The 17,955-nt window shown below is 66.0% G+C and carries 14 protein-coding genes; 2 read left to right on the top strand and 12 right to left on the bottom strand.

Annotated elements, in window-relative coordinates; all coding sequences use genetic code 11:
- Nucleotides 1-239: 239 nt before the first annotated feature.
- Both OTER_RS17925 and hemL read right to left on the bottom strand, forming a co-directional pair.
- Nucleotides 240-1,973, bottom strand: a complete 1,734-nt coding sequence (locus tag OTER_RS17925) for a SpoIVB peptidase S55 domain-containing protein (protein ID WP_044891865.1) — start codon at nucleotides 1,971-1,973, stop codon at nucleotides 240-242.
- A 170-nt stretch (nucleotides 1,974-2,143) separates the two neighbouring features.
- Nucleotides 2,144-3,421: a glutamate-1-semialdehyde 2,1-aminomutase gene (gene hemL, locus OTER_RS17920; RefSeq protein ID WP_012376353.1), complete on the bottom strand. Its 1,278-nt coding sequence runs from the start codon at nucleotides 3,419-3,421 to the stop codon at nucleotides 2,144-2,146.
- Between the two features lie 141 nt (nucleotides 3,422-3,562).
- Here hemL and OTER_RS17915 point away from each other — a divergent pair, with 141 nt between their 5' ends.
- Entirely contained in the window at nucleotides 3,563-4,924 is a 1,362-nt protein-coding gene (locus OTER_RS17915; protein ID WP_012376352.1) for an Nramp family divalent metal transporter, read from the top strand.
- Nucleotides 4,925-4,991: 67 nt separating this feature from the next.
- Here OTER_RS17915 and OTER_RS17910 read toward each other — a convergent pair whose 3' ends face one another.
- The 7 genes from OTER_RS17910 to OTER_RS24390 all read right to left on the bottom strand — a co-directional run bounded on the left by OTER_RS17910 (nucleotide 4,992) and on the right by OTER_RS24390 (nucleotide 14,028).
- Nucleotides 4,992-6,635, bottom strand: a complete 1,644-nt coding sequence (locus OTER_RS17910; RefSeq protein WP_012376351.1) for a glycoside hydrolase family 43 protein — start codon at nucleotides 6,633-6,635, stop codon at nucleotides 4,992-4,994.
- 171 nt (nucleotides 6,636-6,806) lie between these two features.
- Entirely contained in the window at nucleotides 6,807-8,273 is a 1,467-nt protein-coding gene (locus OTER_RS17905; RefSeq protein WP_012376350.1) for a cytochrome b N-terminal domain-containing protein, read from the bottom strand.
- Complete coding sequence (locus OTER_RS17900) at nucleotides 8,270-8,827, bottom strand: QcrA and Rieske domain-containing protein (RefSeq protein ID WP_012376349.1); 558 nt, start codon at nucleotides 8,825-8,827, stop codon at nucleotides 8,270-8,272. The genes OTER_RS17905 and OTER_RS17900 overlap by 4 nt, the downstream gene beginning before the upstream one ends.
- A complete protein-coding gene (locus OTER_RS17895; protein ID WP_012376348.1) occupies nucleotides 8,802-9,059 on the bottom strand; it encodes a hypothetical protein in 258 nt (85 codons plus the stop codon). Before OTER_RS17895 ends, OTER_RS17900 begins: the two co-directional genes overlap by 26 nt.
- Before the next feature lie 159 nt (nucleotides 9,060-9,218).
- Nucleotides 9,219-11,450 carry a cytochrome c oxidase subunit I gene (gene ctaD, locus OTER_RS17890; protein ID WP_012376347.1) on the bottom strand — a complete coding sequence of 744 codons (2,232 nt, stop codon included), beginning with the start codon at nucleotides 11,448-11,450 and terminating at the stop codon, nucleotides 9,219-9,221.
- Nucleotides 11,447-12,382, bottom strand: a complete 936-nt coding sequence (gene coxB / locus OTER_RS17885; protein WP_012376346.1) for a cytochrome c oxidase subunit II — start codon at nucleotides 12,380-12,382, stop codon at nucleotides 11,447-11,449. Before coxB ends, ctaD begins: the two co-directional genes overlap by 4 nt.
- A gap of 212 nt (nucleotides 12,383-12,594) precedes the next feature.
- A complete protein-coding gene (locus tag OTER_RS24390) occupies nucleotides 12,595-14,028 on the bottom strand; it encodes an ankyrin repeat domain-containing protein (RefSeq protein WP_158305475.1) in 1,434 nt (477 codons plus the stop codon).
- Nucleotides 14,029-14,150: 122 nt separating this feature from the next.
- Here OTER_RS24390 and OTER_RS17875 point away from each other — a divergent pair, with 122 nt between their 5' ends.
- A complete protein-coding gene (locus tag OTER_RS17875; RefSeq protein ID WP_148218171.1) occupies nucleotides 14,151-15,164 on the top strand; it encodes a restriction endonuclease in 1,014 nt (337 codons plus the stop codon).
- Between the two features lie 27 nt (nucleotides 15,165-15,191).
- Here the strand turns inward: OTER_RS17875 and OTER_RS17870 are convergent, their stop codons facing one another.
- The 3 genes from OTER_RS17870 to OTER_RS17860 all read right to left on the bottom strand — a co-directional run bounded on the left by OTER_RS17870 (nucleotide 15,192) and on the right by OTER_RS17860 (nucleotide 17,929).
- Nucleotides 15,192-15,980, bottom strand: coding sequence for an ABC transporter permease (locus tag OTER_RS17870; protein WP_012376343.1), 789 nt, complete (start codon nucleotides 15,978-15,980; stop codon nucleotides 15,192-15,194).
- Nucleotides 15,981-16,112: 132 nt separating this feature from the next.
- Nucleotides 16,113-16,925: an ABC transporter permease gene (locus OTER_RS17865; protein ID WP_012376342.1), complete on the bottom strand. Its 813-nt coding sequence runs from the start codon at nucleotides 16,923-16,925 to the stop codon at nucleotides 16,113-16,115.
- Nucleotides 16,926-17,098: 173 nt separating this feature from the next.
- On the bottom strand, nucleotides 17,099-17,929 hold the full coding sequence (locus tag OTER_RS17860) for a ParA family protein (protein WP_012376341.1): 831 nt from the start codon (nucleotides 17,927-17,929) through the stop codon (nucleotides 17,099-17,101).
- Nucleotides 17,930-17,955: the final 26 nt, after the last annotated feature.

The following is a 17,955-nucleotide window of genomic DNA, read 5'->3' as shown; positions in this document are numbered from 1 at the left end:
GCGAAACGCGTGAGAAGGCACAACGCGAACAAGTCGGGCCCCATCGGAGAAAAAGGCAAGCAGGGGGAGGGAGTGCAGAGTCCAGAGCCGAGAGCCCGGAGTCTTGAGCCCGCGTGCGAGAAGATGCCGGCTTGGGTAGGTCGGGCCGGGGCGACCGGTCACCCGGTAGGTCAGGTCGGTGACCTGGCAAAAGCCACCTCAACGAGGTGGCTTGCAGACAGGCAGGGCCGCTGCGAAGGCTACTCGTCCACCTTCAGGCTGCGGCGGAGGGTGGCGGAGGAGAGCTTGCCGTGCAGCACGTGGCTTTCCCAGAGCGGCACCAGCGCATCGACGTGGTTGAAGCGCGCTTCGTCAGCCGCACGCGCGATCCGCTCGATCGATGCAGGCGCGTCGGGCGTGCCGCTGGTTTGATCGGTGAAGAGACGGGTCTTCTCAACGACGGCCAGGCATAGCCCATCGGCCGCACGCGAATCGCGCAGCGCGGCGAGATAGGCGTCGAAGCTGCGCAGCTGCGCGGCTTGCAGGACGCGCGGCCGGCCGGACATTTCGTCCAGCACGCGACCGGGCGCGAGCACGACCTCGAGATCGCGGCCGGTCCAGGACGGATCGATCGGAATGTCGACGGTCTGGCGGCGGGCCTCGCCCTGAAAATCGCGCCACGCGAGGGTGGCTTGCACGACCTCGCCCGCGCGGGCGGCGGAGCGGGAGAGTTGGAAGAGTTCGAGCGTGACCGCGGGATTCTCGTCGAGCGCCTCGACATTGAAGACGACGCGCTTCGGGAAGGTTTTCTCGTAGGGATTCTGCAGGCTTTGGGCGAGATCCTGCACGAATTCGGTGAGACCCTGCTGGAACCCCTGCGGGCCGGAGTAGAGCGTGCGGGACGCGAGCGTCGGCTTGGCGGGGAACATCACGTCGCTGCGCAGCAGAAAGCCCTTGCTCAGGCCCGCGTCGTTGGAACCGAGGATCGCCTGCGTGACGCCGGTGGCGACGAGCACGGGCGTGAGTTGTTCCTGACGGGCGACGGAGAACTTCAGCGTCTTCGACGGCGCGGTGCGTGACGAGACGGTGACCTCGACATCGGTCATTTCGGGCCCTTCGCCGAGTCGGCCGGAGACGGCAGACAGCCGGTCCTGCGTGATGGTGCCGATGACGGCGCCGGTGTTGGCCACCTTCACCGACTGCATGTTGGACGGCAGAATCGTGACGATCTCGGCGGCGCACATCGGCAGCGCGACTTCGCCGAGCGAGAGCATCGGATGGCCGAACGCGGTGATGGCGTTGCCCTCGACATTCGAAACGGTGCCGGTGCCGGCGAGGGTGATGTCGCCGGTGGCGAGCGCCACCGCCACGGCGGAGCCGGGGGTGAGGGGAGAGGAGTTGAGAGTTGAGGGTTGAGAGTTGAGGGACGCAGTCTGCGTGCTGCCGCCGAGCGAGGTGGCGGAGAGGCCGAGCGCGGCAAGCTTCGGAGCGAACAGATCGGCGACGACCGGGCTCAATCCGCTCAGCGTGAACACCGGGCGCAGCGGACGAAAGCCGTCGCTGGTCGTGTTGGCGACGGACGGCGCCACGGGCGCGGCCGAGCTGTCCGCGGCCGCGGCCATCTTGGTTTGCACCTCGATCAGATCGGCGGCGGGAGTGAAGCCGGCGTAGCGCACGGTTTCGAACCGCTGGATCTGATAACTCAGCGCGCCGGCGAGCTTGCCGTCGACGTAGAGCGGGCTGCCGCTCATGCCGGCGACCGCGCCCATCGACTGCACGCGCGGATCGGTCAGCTGGCAGAGGATCAGCGATTTGCCGGGTCCGAGCGCGTTGCGCACGACGCCGGTGACTTCCACCGTGAAAGGCTCCGGCTCGGTGCCACGAAAAACGGTCCACACCTCGCCACGCTGCCCGGTCTTCAGCTCGTCGACGGAAATGATTTGGACGCCGGATGGCTGGGCGGGCGGGCGGTTTGCGGGGGCGGCATTCGCCACTGCAGAGGGCGCAGCAAGCTGCGGCCCTACCGGGACCCCTGTGGGAGAGAGTGCGGCCGAGGGCTGGGTGGCCCAGGCGCTGCCGGCGACAAGGAGGACTAGGGAAAGGAGACGACCCATCGGTACGATTACGACAATGTGCGAAGGAAATTAAGCCGGCGTGGAAAACATCAAAGCTCGTTGATCGCTGAAGCAAGCACTTCACATGCCCGGTCGATCGCCGCGCCTTCATGGGCCGTGCTGAGGAACGCGGCCTCGTAGGCGCTTGGCGCAAGATACACACCGTTCGCGAGACACGTGTGGAAGAACCGGCCAAACAGCTTCGCATCTCCTGCCAGCGCGGAGGCATAATCGCGCACCGGCTGAGGGGTGAAGAAAATGCTAAACATCGATCCGCGTTGCGGGACCTGCACCGGCAGGCCCTTGGTTTTGGCCGCGGCCAGCACCGCGTCGCGCAGCTGTCGGCCGAGCTGGTCGAGCCGAGCGTAAGGATTTTCCTCGTCGAGCAACTTCAACGCGGCGATGCCGGCGGCCATCGCCAGCGGATTGCCGCTGAGCGTGCCAGCCTGGTAGACGGGCCCGAGCGGCGCGAGCAGATCCATGAGGTAGGTGCGACCGCCGAAGGCGCCGACCGGCAATCCGCCGCCGATGATTTTGCCCAGGCAGGTGAGGTCGGGCGTGATGTTCTCGAGTTCCTGCACGCCACCGCGGGCCTGGCGGAAGCCGGTCATCACCTCGTCGAAGATGAGCACGGCGCCTTCACGCGTGCAGAGTTCGCGAACGGCCTGCAGGTACCCCGCGTCTGGCATGATGAAGCCGACGTTCCCGCAGTAGGGTTCGATGATGACGCACGCGATCTGGCCCACGTTCGCGGCGAATGCGGCCTCGAGCGCGGCGCGATCGTTGTAGGTGACGACGACGGTTTCCTGGGCGAACGAGATCGGCACGCCGGCGCTGTCGGGATGCCCGTGCGTGAGCGCGCCGGAGCCGGCCTTGATCAGCAGCGAGTCGGAGTGGCCGTGGTAACAGCCGGCGAACTTGATGATCTTGCTGCGCTTCGTGAAGCCGCGCGCGAGCCGGATGGCCGACATCGTGGCCTCGGTGCCGCTGTTGCACATCCGAACCTTCTGGATCGACGGGAAGAAGCGCACGATCAGCTCGGCCATCTCGACCTCGTAAGGATTCGGCGTACCGAACGACGTGCCGTGTTCGAGCGCCTCGGCGATCGCCGCCTTGATGCGTGGGTGGTTGTGGCCGTGGATCGCGGGTCCCCACGTGCACACGAAGTCGATCAGCTCCTGATCGTCGGCGGTGACGAGGGTGGCGCCGCGTGCGGCCTTGACGAAGAACGGCGCACCGCCGACGGAGCGGAAGGCGCGGACGGGGGAGTTGACGCCGCCGGGCATCAGCTGCTTGGCGCGTTCGAAGAGCGAGTCGGAGACAGACATGGCGAGGGCAGAAGGAACGCTCAACCCCGGGGCTGAAGCAAGTCTGGGGAGAGGCGTTGGTGGCGGGCGCCGCTTCTGGGCGACCTGGCGGATGTTCTGTCTTGAAGGTGCAGCGGACCGTCTCGCATCGTGCGTCACCCCATGACCCCGGCAAACCCTGCGCCTGCCGCCGCGAAGCTTCTTTCGACGATCGAGCCAGCGCCGACAACGCTGCGCGGGCTTACGCGGCAACTCGGGCCGGGGTTGATTTTGTCGGCGATCATCGTCGGCGCGGGCGAGTTGATCGTGACGCCGAAGCTCGGCGCGGAGGTGGGGTTTCGGTTGTTGTGGTTCATCATCCTTGGCTGCCTGGTGAAGGTCTTCGTGCAGATCGAACTCGGCCGGTATGCCGTGACGCGGGGCCGCACGACGCTGGAGGCGTTGAACACACTGCCGGGGCCGCGGCTGATCGTCTCCTGGGTGATGTGGATCTGGCTGGCGATGTATCTCTGTCTCGTGCCGCAGGTCGCCGGGATCGTCGGCGGCGTGGCGACGGCACTGAAGCTGGGCGGCGCGGCGATTCCGGTCGGTTGGCTGGCCGTGCTGGTTGGCGCGAGCACGGCGGCGCTACTCGTGGTGGGAAGGTATCGATTGGTGGAGTCGTTCTCCACGGTGCTGGTAGGCGCGTTCACGGTGACGACGCTGGTCGCGGTCGTGGCGCTGCAGTTCACTCCCTATGCGGTGACCGGCGAGCAGCTGGCGAGCGGGCTGTCGTTTCACCTGCCGGCGAATCTCGCGACGGCGTTTGGCGCGTTCGGGCTGATCGGGGTCGGCGCGTCGGAGTTGATCTACTACCCCTACTGGTGTTTGGAAAAAGGTTACGCGCGAAAAATCGGGCCGGACGACGGCACGCCCGAGTGGCGCGCGCGGGCGGCGGCGTGGCTGCGAGTAATGCGCGTCGACGCGTGGCTGTGCTTCACCGTCTATACGATCACGACGATTGCCTTCTACCTGCTGGGCGCGGCGATCCTCCACGCGAAGCAGCTGCAGGTCGAAGACAGCAAGATGATCGAGACGCTGTCGTTCATGTATCTCGACGCTTTCGGCGGCTGGAGCCTGTGGGTGTTCGCGATCGGCGCGATCGCCGTGCTCTATTCGACGGTGTTTGGCGGGACGGCGTCGAACGCGCGGTTGCTCGCGGATTCGCTCGCCGTGTTCCGACTCAAGACCTATCGCGACGCCGAGCACCGGGTGCGCTGGGTGAAGATCTCGGCGGTGATCCTGGCGGTGGCGTTCACCTCGATTTTCCTGCTCGTCGGCAACCCGGTGTCGCTGGTTTTCCTCGGCGCCGTAGCCCAGGGCATGATGCTGCCATTCCTCGCGGGCGCGGCGCTGTATTTCCATTTCACGAGTCCGCATCGCGAGCTGCGCGCACGACCGTTCTCGTTGGCCGGCCTGATCGTCGCGGCCGTGGCGATGACCGCACTCGGCGGATACCAAGTGATCGCGGCGCTGACGCGCTAGCGCCGCTCCCCACACCTCCTTGCCGCGCGGTGACGTCGTGAACTCGCGATCCGCTTCGTCCTGCGGGCTACGCGCGGACGTCGGGGAGATATTCGCGTTCGCGGTATTCGAAGTAGTCGAAGTCGGCCGGCGCGGCGGTCCCGGCGAGGTCCTGGCAGGCGACGCCGACAAACGCTCCGGTGAAATTCGGCAGGCCAGGCGTCGTCGCTTCGTCGGACAGAATGCTCGCATCGAACTGCTGCGGCAGCCAGCGCCACTCCGGCTCGTCGGCGTGACGGTAGGCGAAAAGCAGCCGCTCGTGATCCACCTCGACGCGGAGATGCAGCGGTTGGCGAGCGCGGACGACCACCGGCGGCGTGAACGCGTCGGCTTGCGGACTGTCGGGCAGCGCCGACATGACCCGCAGGTGCTTGCCCAGATGTTCGTCGTGCGAGACGTGCAGGTAGTGAAACTTGGTGCTGTTGTAGTAGCACACGAGTCCCGCCGCCTGCTGGAAGTGCTCAGGCTCGAACTCGAGCACGGTCTCCGCGCTGAAGCAGTGCGTTTGCTGGCGCCGCGCGACGAGCGACTGCTTGAACAAGCTGCCGATCGTCTCGCGGCCGTAGAGCCGGAGATGTCCGGGCCGGGCTGTGAGACTAAAAAGCTCGTCTGGATAAGGAGAACGCAGCCATTGGAAATCGAGCGGGAGTTGCGCCGTATTGAAATCTTCGCGCGTAGCCGTCGCAGGAAAAGGCTGCGGCGGCAGCGCGGGCGCAGGGACGGACAAGCGCGGGAGTCCATCGCCATCGGCCGTGCGGAGCCAGCCATCCGAATCCCAACGCATGCGAGCAATCGCGGTCTCGCGTCCGAGCGTGCAGCGGCCGCGGTTTCGGAGCGGACGTCCGCAGAGGTAGACCAGGTAGGTGTCGCCTGCAGGCGTCTCGACGAAATCCGCGTGGCCGGCGCGCTGGAGCTCGGCGTCGGGACGCAGGCGCGAGCTCAGGATGTAGATGTCGGGGTGCAGTTCGTAGGGGCCGGTCAGCGAGCGCGACCGTGCCATCGTGACGGCGTGGTTCCAGCCGGTGCCGCCTTCGGCGACGAGCAGATAATAGAAACCGTTCCGCTTGTAGAGATGCGGTGCCTCGGTGAATCCGAGCGCCGTGCCGCCGAAAATCAGCCGGCGTTGGCCGACCAGCCGACGCTCGGCCGCCGAGTATTCCTGGAGCACGATGCCGGCGAAGCGGTTCTGCCCGGGCCGGTGGTCCCAGAGCATGTTGACGAGGTATTTTCTTCCGTCGTCGTCATGGAAGAGCGACGGATCGAACCCGCTGCTGTTGAGATAAACCGGGTCGGACCACGGGCCGTCGACCGCGGGCGCGGTGACAAGGAAGTTGTGGAAATCGCGCAGCGACGCGCCGGAGGCGCCGCCGACGGTCGTGCGGCCGTAGCGCTTCACGTCGGTGTAGATCAGCCAGAACTGGTCGTCGGCGTGGGAGAGGCAAGGCGCCCAGATGCCGCATGAATCGGGATCGCCGAGCATGTTGAGTTGGCTGGCGCGCGTCAGCGGACGTGTGAGCAGCTGCCAGTGGACGAGATCGCGCGAATGGTGAATCTGCACTCCGGGAAACCATTCGAAGGTGGAGGTGCCGATGTAGTAGTCGTCGCCGACGCGGACGATGGACGGGTCCGGATTGAAGCCGGGAAGGATGGGGTTGCGGATGGTGGAGGGCACGGGGGGAAGGAATAGGCTATAGGCGATAACCTGTAGGCCTACAGCCCGGCGCGGAAAGCAGAAACGGCTGTGCCCCTACACGAGTAACGAATGATGGAGACGCGACGCCCTCGTCGCGTTACGCGGCGACGAGGGCGTCGCCGCTCCAAGGGAACGGTTTCGCTGCCCGACTTACTGTCCCGGCTGGCCAGCCGCGGGGCCGCGGTCGTGTCGAGCGGGCTCGTGTTCGCGAGGAACGTTCGCCCGGTTACGCGTGAGCAGGAACGCGGTGAGCGCGTGCACTTCGTCGGGTCGCAGGATCGTGCCGTAGGCCGGCATGTTTCGGCCGCCGTTGACGATCCGGATGATCACGTCGGTTTCCTTTAGTCGATCGCCCACGAGCGTGAGGTCGGGGCCGCGGCGGCCGCCGTGTCCCTCCACGAGGTGGCAGTTGAGACACGCGCGGTCGTGGAAAACGCGGGCGCCGTCAACGACGAGCGGATCCTCGCTGCGGACGACGGAGGCGGGCAGCGGTTTGGCTTCGAAATTCGGCGACCAGGGTGACTGTTTGCCGACAATCCAGAGCGAACCGATCATGAGCACGCTGAACAGCACGACGGCGATCGACCAAGGGCGGCGCGACCAGTGGCGCTCGCCCTTGTGGCCGAGGATGGGGGCGAGCAGCAGGATGATTCCGATCAGCGCGGGCGCGAGGATCATCACGATGCCCTCCATGCTCTCGGGGATGAGCGCCAGCACGGCGAAATACCAGAGCAGATACCAGTCTGGCCGAGGGTCGGCTTGAAGGATCGACGGGTCGGGTGGATTCTCGATCGGCGGTGGTCCAAACACGATCGCGAGCACCGCGATGACGACAATCATCGCCGCGCCGAAAACGAAATCGCGCCAGGCGCCGTCCGGCCAGAACGGCACGCCGGTGCGCTCGAGCTCGGCATGATATTCCTGCCGGTAGGTCGCAGGGTTGACCGGCCGGCCGGGCTTGGGCGGTTCCGAGATGCCGTGACGCAGCACGAGCCAGAGGTGCAGCCCGATGAATGCGAACATGATTCCTGGAATCAGGAACACGTGGATCGCGAAGAACCGGCTGAGCGTGGCGCCGCCGAGCGTCGATCCGCCGAGGATGAAGGTCGCGAGCCAGTTGCCGATGAACGGCACGCGGCCGGCCTGCTCGGCGGCGACGACGACCGACCACGCCGCGGTCTGATCCCAACGCAACAGCTGGCCGGTGAACCCCATGACCAGCGTGAATCCGAGGAGCAGCACGCCGGTGCTCCAACTCATCTCGCGCGGATATTTGTAGGCGCCAAACAGAAACGTCTGTGCCATGTGCGCGCCGATCATCAGCACCATCGCGGAGGCGCCGAAATAGTGCAGCCCGCGCATGAACGAGCCGAGTGGCGCTTCGTCGGTGATGAATCGCAGCGACTCGTAGGCCTCGGCCGACGAGGGCACGTAGGAAAACGCGAGCGCCACGCCGGTGATGATCTGGACAATGAACGCCGCGAGCGTGGCGCTGCCGAACACATACCACCACCGCGCGTCGTGCGGCACGAGGTGCTTGAGCGACGGCCCGAACAGCGCGCTCAGTCCAAGCCGGTCATCGAGCCAATCCCAAATCGAGACGATCCTCCGCTTCATAGCGTCGTGGTGATCGGGATTGCGGTGGCCTTGATCTGGACCTCGCCCTCGTGCACGCGCACGTCGTAGCGGAAGAGCGGTAGCGGCGGTGGACCGGCGGCGACGCTGCCGTCGGCGTAGTAGACGCCGCCATGGCACGGACAGAGAAAAAGCTTCGCGCCGGGCATCCACCGGACCGGACAACCGAGGTGAGTGCAGTGGGCGGAAAACGCCGTGAACGCCTCGTCGGCGTCGCGACGCAGCCAGGCGGCGGCGCGTGCGGTCACGCCGGCCCACGGGAGCGGTGACGGATCCTCGAAGACGACGCTGACGGTTTCGCCCACCGTGAAATCATTGATGCCGCCCACCGAGCGCCACCCGCCCGCGATCTTGCGGAAGACGGGCGCCACGACGAACCCAACCACCGGCACGCCCAGCATGCCCGCGCAGGCGACGCCGAGCGCGATCGACATCCGGCCGAGAAATTTTCGCCGCGAGAGCAGCGCGACGGTTTCCCGCGTCGGCGGCGCAGCCGGGTGGCCGTGAGGCTCAGGAGTGGGGGTGGCTTCGTTCATGACGAATGTCTGCGATCCAGCCGGCGAGCGAGCCGGTGAACACGATGAGGCCGACGACGAACACGACCCACGAGGTGATCAGGCTCCAGAAGAGAAACGTGATGCCCAGCGCGAGTCCGGCGGGCCAGAACGTCGGCGACGGGAGGTGATCGAGCGGCAGCGGCGTCCAGCCCGGGGGAACTTCACCGGGTGTGGCCGAAGACACGGAGATGTTTTTCTCGGGTGGGTTCATGGGATGGAGCGGGACGCTATCGGAGCGGCCGAGGGCGGCCGCGCTCCCACGCAAGCGTGTGCTGGAGCCGCGGCGCCCTCGCCGCGGCAGGTAACGATTGACGCGACGAGGGCGTCGCGTCCCCAGGGAGACACGTGTTCGGGCGAGCGTGATCAGTCCTCATAGGAAGCGCGGGAGGAAGTAGACGATGGCGAGGACGAACACCCACACGACGTCGACGAAGTGCCAGTAGAGTCCGATCGCCACCAGTGGGGAGCGACGCGTCCGGAAGTCGCCGCCCATTGCCAGCCCGAGTACGATGGCGAGGGCGATGAGACCGGCGACGACGTGAAAGCCGTGGAAGCCGGTGACGAGATAGAACGAGGCGCCGAACAGGTTGGTGCCGACCGTGACGCCGCTGTGGTAGAGGTGGTAATACTCCCAGGCCTGGCCGCCGATGAAGGTGGCGCCGAGTGCGATCGTGAGCGCGAGCCAGCCGATCATGCCGCCGTGGTGCTGCCGGTGTTCGGCGACCTCGGCGCGCCACAGCGTGAAGCTGCTGGCGAACAGGCACGCGCTGAACATCAGCGTTGGCGCGAGTTCGAGACTGTTCTTCGCGTTGGCGCCGGCCGGCGGGCGCAGGTTGAAGTAGAGGAACACGAAGAGCAGCGTGCCGAAGAACGCCGCCTCCGAGGCGATCAGCGCCCAGACGGACGTCTTCGAGCGATCGGGCGCGAGGATGGCGCCGGACGTGCCGACGCGCGGATCGGGTCGGTCGGGATTTGCGGTATCCCAGAGCGGCCGGCGGCTGTGCAGCGGCGGCAGCGCGGTGAAATTGTAGACGGGCGGAGGCGAGGTGGTGGCCCACTCCAGCGTCCAGGCGCTCCACGGGTTGGCGCCAGCGGGCGCGCCGCGGAAATAGCTCCGGAGTAAATTGATCACCAGCAGCACGGCCGCGACGCCCATCAGGCAGGCGCCGGTCGTCGAGACGAAGTTCATCCAGCCCCAGTGCGTGAAATCGGGATACGTGTAAACGCGCCGCGGCATGCCCATGAATCCGAGGAAGTGTTGGATCGCGAACGTGCCGTTGAAGCCGAGCACCATGAACGCGAACGTCCAGCGGCCGAGTTTTTCCGAGAGCATCCGGCCGCTCATCTTCGGGAACCAGTAGTGCAGTCCCGCGAGGATCGCGAACACCACGCCGCCGACGGCGACGTAGTGAAAGTGGGCGATGAGGTAGTAGCTGTTCTTGGTCTGCCAATCGAGTGCGGCGGACGCGTGCGTGACCCCGCTCAATCCGCCGGCGGTGAACTGAATCACGAACGCGATCGCGTAGAGCATTGGCACCGTCAGTTGGATCCGGCCCTGGAACATCGTGGCGGTCCAGTTGAGCACCTTCACGCCGGTGGGGATGGCGATGAGCATCGAGGCGATGGCGAAGAAGGCGTCGGCGGCGAAGCCCATGCCGACGGTGAACATGTGGTGCGCCCAGACGCCGAAGCTCAGCAGCGCGATCGCGACCGAGGACATCGCCACGAATTCGTAGCCGAAGATCGGCTTCCGCGAAAAAACCGGGACGACCTCGGAGATGATGGCGAACGCGGGCAGCGCGAGAATGTAGACCTCGGGATGACCGAAGGCCCAGAAGATGTGCTGCCACAGCACCGGTGAGCCGCCCTCGCGCGCGAGGAAAAAGTGCGTGCCGAGCTGGCGGTCCATCAGCAGCATCACGAGGCCGGCGTTCAGCACCGGCAGCGCAAAGATGACGATGAAGGAGTTGACGAAGTTGATCCACACGAACAGCGGCAGCCGCCGCATCGTCATGCCCGGCGCGCGCATGCTGAGCGTGGTGGCGATGAGGTTGACCGCGGTGGCGACGGAGCCGATGCCGAGCACGATGAGCGCGAGGATCCAGTATTCGACGCCGCGCTCGGAGCTGTAAGGCGTCTCGCTCAGCGGCGCGTAGGCGAACCAGCCGACCTTGGGCACGCCGGTGAAGATCGAGAAATGCAGGAGCGCGCCGCCGAGCGGGAGGAGCCAGACGCTCAGCGCGTTGAGCCGCGGAAAGGCCATGTCGCGCGCGCCGATCATCAGCGGCACGAAGTAATTCGCCAGGCCGAACAGCGCGGGCATGGCGACGAGGAAGATCATCGTCGTGCCGTGCATCGTGAACAACGCGTTGAACGTGTTTGCGGAAACCAGCGTGTTGTTGGGCACCGCGAGCTGCAGCCGGATGAACAGCGCCTCGAGTCCGCCGATCACGAAAAACAACAGCGCGAACAGCAGGTAGAGCACGCCGATGCGCTTGTGGTCGACCGTGGCGAGCCAAGCCAGCCGCCAGTGGGTCTGCTGTTCCTCGGAAACGAGACCGGAGGCGAGGACGGGAGCGGAAGGCGAGGCGGCGTGATTCATCGCAGCGTTTCGAGATAAGCCATGAGCTCGTCGAGCTGGCGCTCGCTGAGCTTGAAATTGGGCATGAGGACGCCGGGTTTGACCTGCTGCGGATCCTCCAGCCAGCGCCGCAGGTTTTCGGGCGTGTTAGGCACGATGCCCGCGCCCAGATAGCGGCGGCCGGCGAGGTGCGTGAGATCGGGTCCGGCGTTGCTGGTGCCACCGGCGCCCTGGATGGCGTGGCAGTTGACGCACGTCAGCTCGCGGAAGAGTTGCTGCCCGCGCGCCGCGACGGGCGTGGGGGGCGCGGGTGCGGCCTGCTGCTGCTGGCGAACCCAGGCCTCATAGTCGGCCTGCGACTCGGCGATGACTTCGAACCGCATCCACGCATGCTGGGTGCCGCAGAACTCGGAGCAGACGCCCTGGTAGACGCCCGGCTGGTCGGCCTGCATCCACACGTGATTGCCCGCGCCGGGCACGGTGGTCATCTTGCGCGTCAGCCGCGGGACCCAGAACTCGTGGAGCACGTCGACGGTGTCCAGACGGATGGACAGCGGTTTGCCGACCGGAATGTGAATCTCGTTGGCCGCGACATAGCCGAGCTTGGGGTCGCGGATCTCCCACCACCATTGGTGGCCGATGATCACGAGGTCGGGCTCGGGTGCGGCCGGCGGATCGGATTTCTGCATCGCGTGGACCGTGAGTCCGAACAGCACCACGACGATGAGGAAGGGGATCACCGTCCAAATGATCTCGACCGTCGTGTGGCCGGCGAGTTGGACGGGCTCGGCGTCGCCTTCGCGCCAGCGGTAGCGCACGAGGCTGTAGCCGACTGCGCCGGCGACGAGCGCGAAGATTACGGCGCAAACCCACAGGTTGATGACGAACAGATCTGAAATCGCCTGCGCGTGGGGTGCGGCGGGGTTAAAGATCGATCCCGACTCGCCGTTCATCAGCGAGGTTGCGCGACCGACCGCAACGCACAACCCGCTGGCGCGCGTGTCGGCGCCTGAAAGCCGGATCGGGCGAATGCCTAGCCCGGATATTTCATGAAATATCCGCCCTCCGGGCCGACTCTGTCGGGGCTAGCCGCGACAAGGTCGCTCCGCCGCAAGCGGACGGAAATTTTGGGCTGAGCTTCACTCCGGTCCATGAAATTTCCGGGCTAGAGGCGGACGTCAGGTCGTGTTGAAGCTGGGTTCGGAGAAGCCGCCTTCGTGAGCGCCGCGATGGCGGGCTCGTTGTGGTATTCGCGAGCGATCTCCAAAGCGGTGACGCCAGATTTCGAAACCACGCTGGCGTCGACGCCGGCATCGAGCAACAGACGCACCATCTCCGCGCTGCCGCTGGCGGCGGCTTCGTGCAACGGCGTGCCGCCGCCATCGCTGAGTGTCATCGGATCGGCGCCGGATTTCAGCAGCGCGCGGGCGAGATCGAGGCGGTCCTTGGCGGCGGCATGGTGCAGGGGCGTCCAGCCGATCCGGTCGCGTTCGCTCGGTCGCGCGCCACGGGCGAGCAGCGCTTCGAGGATCGGGAGATTGTCGCGTTCGACGGCGAGGTGCAACGGGGTCCGGCGGCTGCGGTCCGGCGCGTTGGCGTCCGCGCCGGCCTCGAGCAGGAGCAGCGCGATCGCGGTCCGATTGCGCAGAATCGCCTGGTGCAGGGGTGCAAGCGCGGCGTTGGCGCCGTGACGGGCGAGCGTCGGATTGAGCGCGAGATGACGCTGAACGTCGGCCAGGTCGTCGCGCGCAATCGCCTCGTCGATCGTGGCGAAGCGGGGAAGCGCTGGGGCACTCGAGGTGACGCCGCCGGGCGGGACCGCGGCGTGCGCCGTCCAGACGATCCCGTTCAAGACCAGTCGACGAAAGGCTTCGTCGGCCCAATTGCGATGGAAGTGTCCGCCGGTGAAGCCGAATGCGCGGCGGCCGTTTTGCTCGAACACCCAGGCGAGAGTTTGCGGTTCGCCGGCGGTGAGCGCCGCACGTACGGTGGGATTGCCCGAGCGCGGGCCGTCTTCGCCGAGGACGTCCACCGGCGGATGCGCCTGCAACACGGGAACGATCTCAGGCCGAAACCGCAGGTGGAAATACCATTCGTCTTCGAGCGAGAACGGCATCACGCCGCGCGTGACCTCGTGTGAGCCGACAATGGGATGCTCGAGTTTCCAGACCGGATTCACCGACCAGTCGGGCTCGAATCGGCCGCCGACGTTCTCCAGCAGGAAGTCAGCGAGCGGGCCCGGGCTCGGCTCGAGCGCGAAATGGAGCACGGCCAGCCCCTTGCCCGCGGCGACGTGTTGGCGGAGCTCGGCGAGGTGTTCGCGTGCAACATGGCGTTCAAGTCCGTCGGAAAAAATCACCAGCACGTCGGCGGCGGCGAGCCGCGCGGGCGCCGGCCAGGCGTCGACCGCGGTGGCGTGAACGAGGTGCGGGCTTTCGTTGAGGGCGTCAGCGAGCAGGGTGCAACCGGCGGGGAACCGATGTTCGCCGGGGCCGTGACTGGGCGCGCCGGCGATCAGGAGAATTTCAGGCGCGCCGAGCGCCGCAGCCGGACACACGGCGAGGCAGCACGAAAACAGCAGCGCGGTCACAGTTCTCACGCCGCCGAGCAAGCGAGCTGCGGGCGGCGGGTCAAACGGGAAGCGACGATGCAGGCGCGGGTGGAGCGCCTGGCTCGGCTCAAGTGGCGCGCCTATTCGTGGCACGGGCATCTTGCCCGTGATTGATCGAGCCTCTTGGGGACGTTTTCCAAGGCTCGCTGCGCGGAGCGCCGTCCACGGGCGAGACGCCCGTGCCACGTGGGCCGGGAAAGCGGTTGTGGGGCGCGTCCGGCTCGTACACGATCGTGCGCACGATGGACCAACCGGCACCAGACGTTCGCAACCACCGCCACCGCCGGCCGGCGATGGCGATCGAAGGTTGGGTGTGGAGCGTGATCGTGGTGCTCCTCAGCGCGACGCCGGCAGCCGCGGCAGGACGTAGTGCGCAGACGCCGTGGGGCACGGAATGGATGTGGGTGGTCGGCATCGCCGTCCTGGCGTTGATCGTCTGGCAAATTTCGCAGCGCTGGCTGGCTGAATCGCGGGACGATGAAGAAGAGCCCGCTTGGCGCTGGGATTTCACCGAGGTTTATCCCTATTACACCACGCCGCCGCCGCCGGAGACGATTGCCTTCGAGCTGAGTGAGCCGCGCGAGCTCACGGTTGCGCTGCTGCGGCAGCTGGAATGGAAACGCTTGGAGGAACTCGTGGGTGCGTGGTATGCGGCGCAAGGAATCGTGGTGCAAGCCACGCATCCTGGCACCGTCGGCGGCTCGAACCTGCTGCTCTACCGGGGGGGTGAACATCGGCCATTCGCGTGCGTCACGTGCAGCCCGCCGCACGAACCGTCGCTGAACATCCGCCGCGTGCGCGAGCTCGCGGCGCTGATGGCGTCGACGGAAACTGCGCAGGGAACTTTTATTTCCGCGGGCGAAATCACGCCCGAGGTTCGCGCTGCGGCGGGAGCCGAGGGGGTGGAAAGGATCGATGGGCCGGGCCTGGTGGCGCGGTTCGCCGCGCTGCGGGTGGAGGACCGCGATCGGATTTTGCACGCGGTGCTGCGGGACGATTACCGGACGCCCACGTGTCCGAATTGCGGAGTGAAGATGGAGCTGGTGGAGACGGCGACGAAACCGATGTGGCGGTGTCCGAATTTTCCCCGGTGCCAGCGGCGGATGGCGGCGCGCAGCGGATGAGCGGCCGCTCCGCCGCAGCGAGCGGCGCTACGAACTGGCGCTGGAGTAGCGGCGCAGTCCGGCGTTGAACATCAGGACCGCGAGTCCGAACCACACGACCGCGATGCCGCAGAGCCAGAAGGCCCAGACCGGATCGAAGCCGTAAAGCAAGGTGCGGGCAGGGGCGTTACTCACGACCACCACGGGGAGCAGCCAGACAAAGACGAAGCTCGCGATCCCGCGAAAGGCCTCGCGCGGCAGACGCGAGAATTCCATCAGCGAGAAATAGCTGCCCTCGACGCCTTGCGCGCTGGTGATCCAGAACGAGAGCGAAATCGACATCACGAGGATGCTGTAGTGAATCACGATGCCGCCGGCGACGAGCAGGGCGTAGAGTGCGGCGTCAGCAAAACTGGGCGAGAGCCCGAGCTGCCGGCCGGAGTAGATCACGAGCGCCACGGCCACGAGCGAGTTGATCAAGCTGTCCGGATCGAGCTTTCGCGTGGTGGCCATGAACATGACATTGCCCGGCTGGGCGATGAAGAAGTCGAAGTGGCCCGTGCGGACATTGCGGCCGAGCTCGTAGATGCTGCTCCAGAAGAAACCCATGAGGAAACGCTGAATCAGCATGCCGGTGCCGATCAGCAGCAGCATCTCGTATTTGTTCCAGCCGGCGATGCTGTCGGTGTGCCGGTAGATGACCGAAACCATCAGCACGTTGACCGCCATCCAGCCGAGCTCCACCGCCGACCACAGGAAGAAGTCGAAACGGAACATCATCGTCCGCACGAGACAGTAGCGAACGCTCGCGAACCAGATGCGCAGGTAGTGGAGCATGGAATGATTTTCGATTTTCGATCGGGGATTTTTGATTTCGAATTCGACGCGTGCGTTGACGGAAGCGGCGCACGGGTGCGAGTGGCGGTCTCGATTGAATCGAAAATCGGAAATCAAAAATCGGAAATTCCCTCAGCCGCCGACGGCGGTGTGGCGTCGGAGTCCGCGGACCCACAGCAGCCGGTTGAATGAGAGCAGCAGCACGACCCAGCCGACACCGATGGCAAGGTGCTGCACGGCAAACACCGGATCGTCGATGCGCCCGGTGAGGATCGCCGCCGGGAAATACATTTGGTAGTAAAACGGCAGAAACTCCGCGACGCGGAGCACGCCGGGCGGGAGCAAATCGAGCGGAAAGACCTGGCCGCTGAGCAGCGTCTCGACCGCGTAGGAGAGGATCACGAAGCCCTGGATCTCGAGAAACCAGAACGTCAGCATGCCGAAGGCGAACGCGATGCTGAATTGGACCAGCGCCGCGACGAGCACCGCTGGCAGGCCGAGTGCGATCCGCCACGCGCCGTCGGGAAAACTGAGATGCTCGTACAGCAGAGGAGCCGCCAGCGCCAGCGGCAGGAGCACGAGCAGTCCGGACACCAGCCGCGCGGCGAGGAAAATCGAAAACCGATAGGCGTAGTAATTGATCGGCTTGAGCAGGAACTGATTGATGAGGCCGTTGCGGATTTCCTCGCTGATCTGATAGTCCTCGTTGAACGCGCTGACGAAAAACTGCAGCACGATCAGCATGATGAAATACGTGATCGTCTGACCGAGCGTATAGCCACCGATGGTGTCGCGACCGGCGTAGGCGGCGGTCCAGAGGATGACCACGGCCGCGAGATGGAAGAGGGAGAAGAACCCGCGGATCGCGAAATTCCAGCGATACACCAGATTGCTCTGCAGCCCGACGAGGAACGAGTGGCGGTATTTGGCGAGAGCGGAGAACATGCGCGTGGAGCGGCGAGTAAGGCGTAGCGGGTAGTGAGCAGCGGGGTGCAGGGAGCGCAAGCCACGTTCGTGGCAGTCACTCGGCGCTGGATGGAGCGGCGATGCTCGCGTCGCCCTGGACGCGGCGAGGGCGTCGCGTCCCCAAAGCAGGAACGGGAGCGTTCGGGTCCTGGTTAGCTGGCCGGCGCGGTGGTGGCCGCGGAAGCGGCGGCGGGCGCGGGCGCGGCTTTCAGGTTGAAGCGGTCGATCACTTCCTTCGCCAGCTGGCGGTAGGCGGTGGCGCCGGGGTTGGCGTTGTCATAGGCAAAGATCGTCTTCCCGAAGCTGGGCGCCTCACTCAGCCGCACGGTGCGGGGGATCACCGTTTTGAAAATTTTGTCCGGCAGATGCTTTTTTACCTCGTCGACCACCTGGCGCGAGAGGTTGGTGCGCATGTCGAACATGGTCATGACGACGCCGCCGAGATCGAGATTGTCGTTGATGTGCGCGGCCTTCAGCCGGTCGACATTGCGCAGGATCTGCCCCAGTCCCTCGAGCGCCATGTACTCGCACTGCAACGCGATGAGGAGGTGGTTGGCGGCGGCGAGGCTGTTCATCGACAGCATTCCGAGGGCCGGCGGGCAATCGATGATGATCACGCGGTAGCGGTCCGAGGCGCGGACCGGTTCCAGCACGCCGCGCAAGCGGAGCAGGTAATTCTCGGATTGGGCGAGCTCCATCTCCGCGGCGGCGAGGTCCTCCTCGGCGGGAATGAGGGAGAGGTTTTCGTAGGCGGTGCCGGTGATCATCTCGGCCGCGGTGCCTTCGTTGTGCAGCGGTCCATACAGGCTCTTGCCGGCCGTCTTCTCGACCCCAATGGAACTGGTGGCGTTGGCTTGCGGATCGAGGTCGACGAGCAGCGTGGGCAGTTTCTTCTCGGCAAGCGCGGCGGCAAGGTTGACCGCGGTCGTGGTTTTGCCGACTCCGCCCTTCTGATTCGCAATGGTGAAGACAGTGGTGGCCATGCGCCACACTGTGGGAGGGCGGGCAT

Source organism: Opitutus terrae PB90-1 (assembly GCF_000019965.1).
Taxonomy (GTDB): Bacteria; Verrucomicrobiota; Verrucomicrobiia; order Opitutales; family Opitutaceae; genus Opitutus; species Opitutus terrae.
This window is presented reverse-complemented; position numbering and strand designations above follow the sequence as displayed.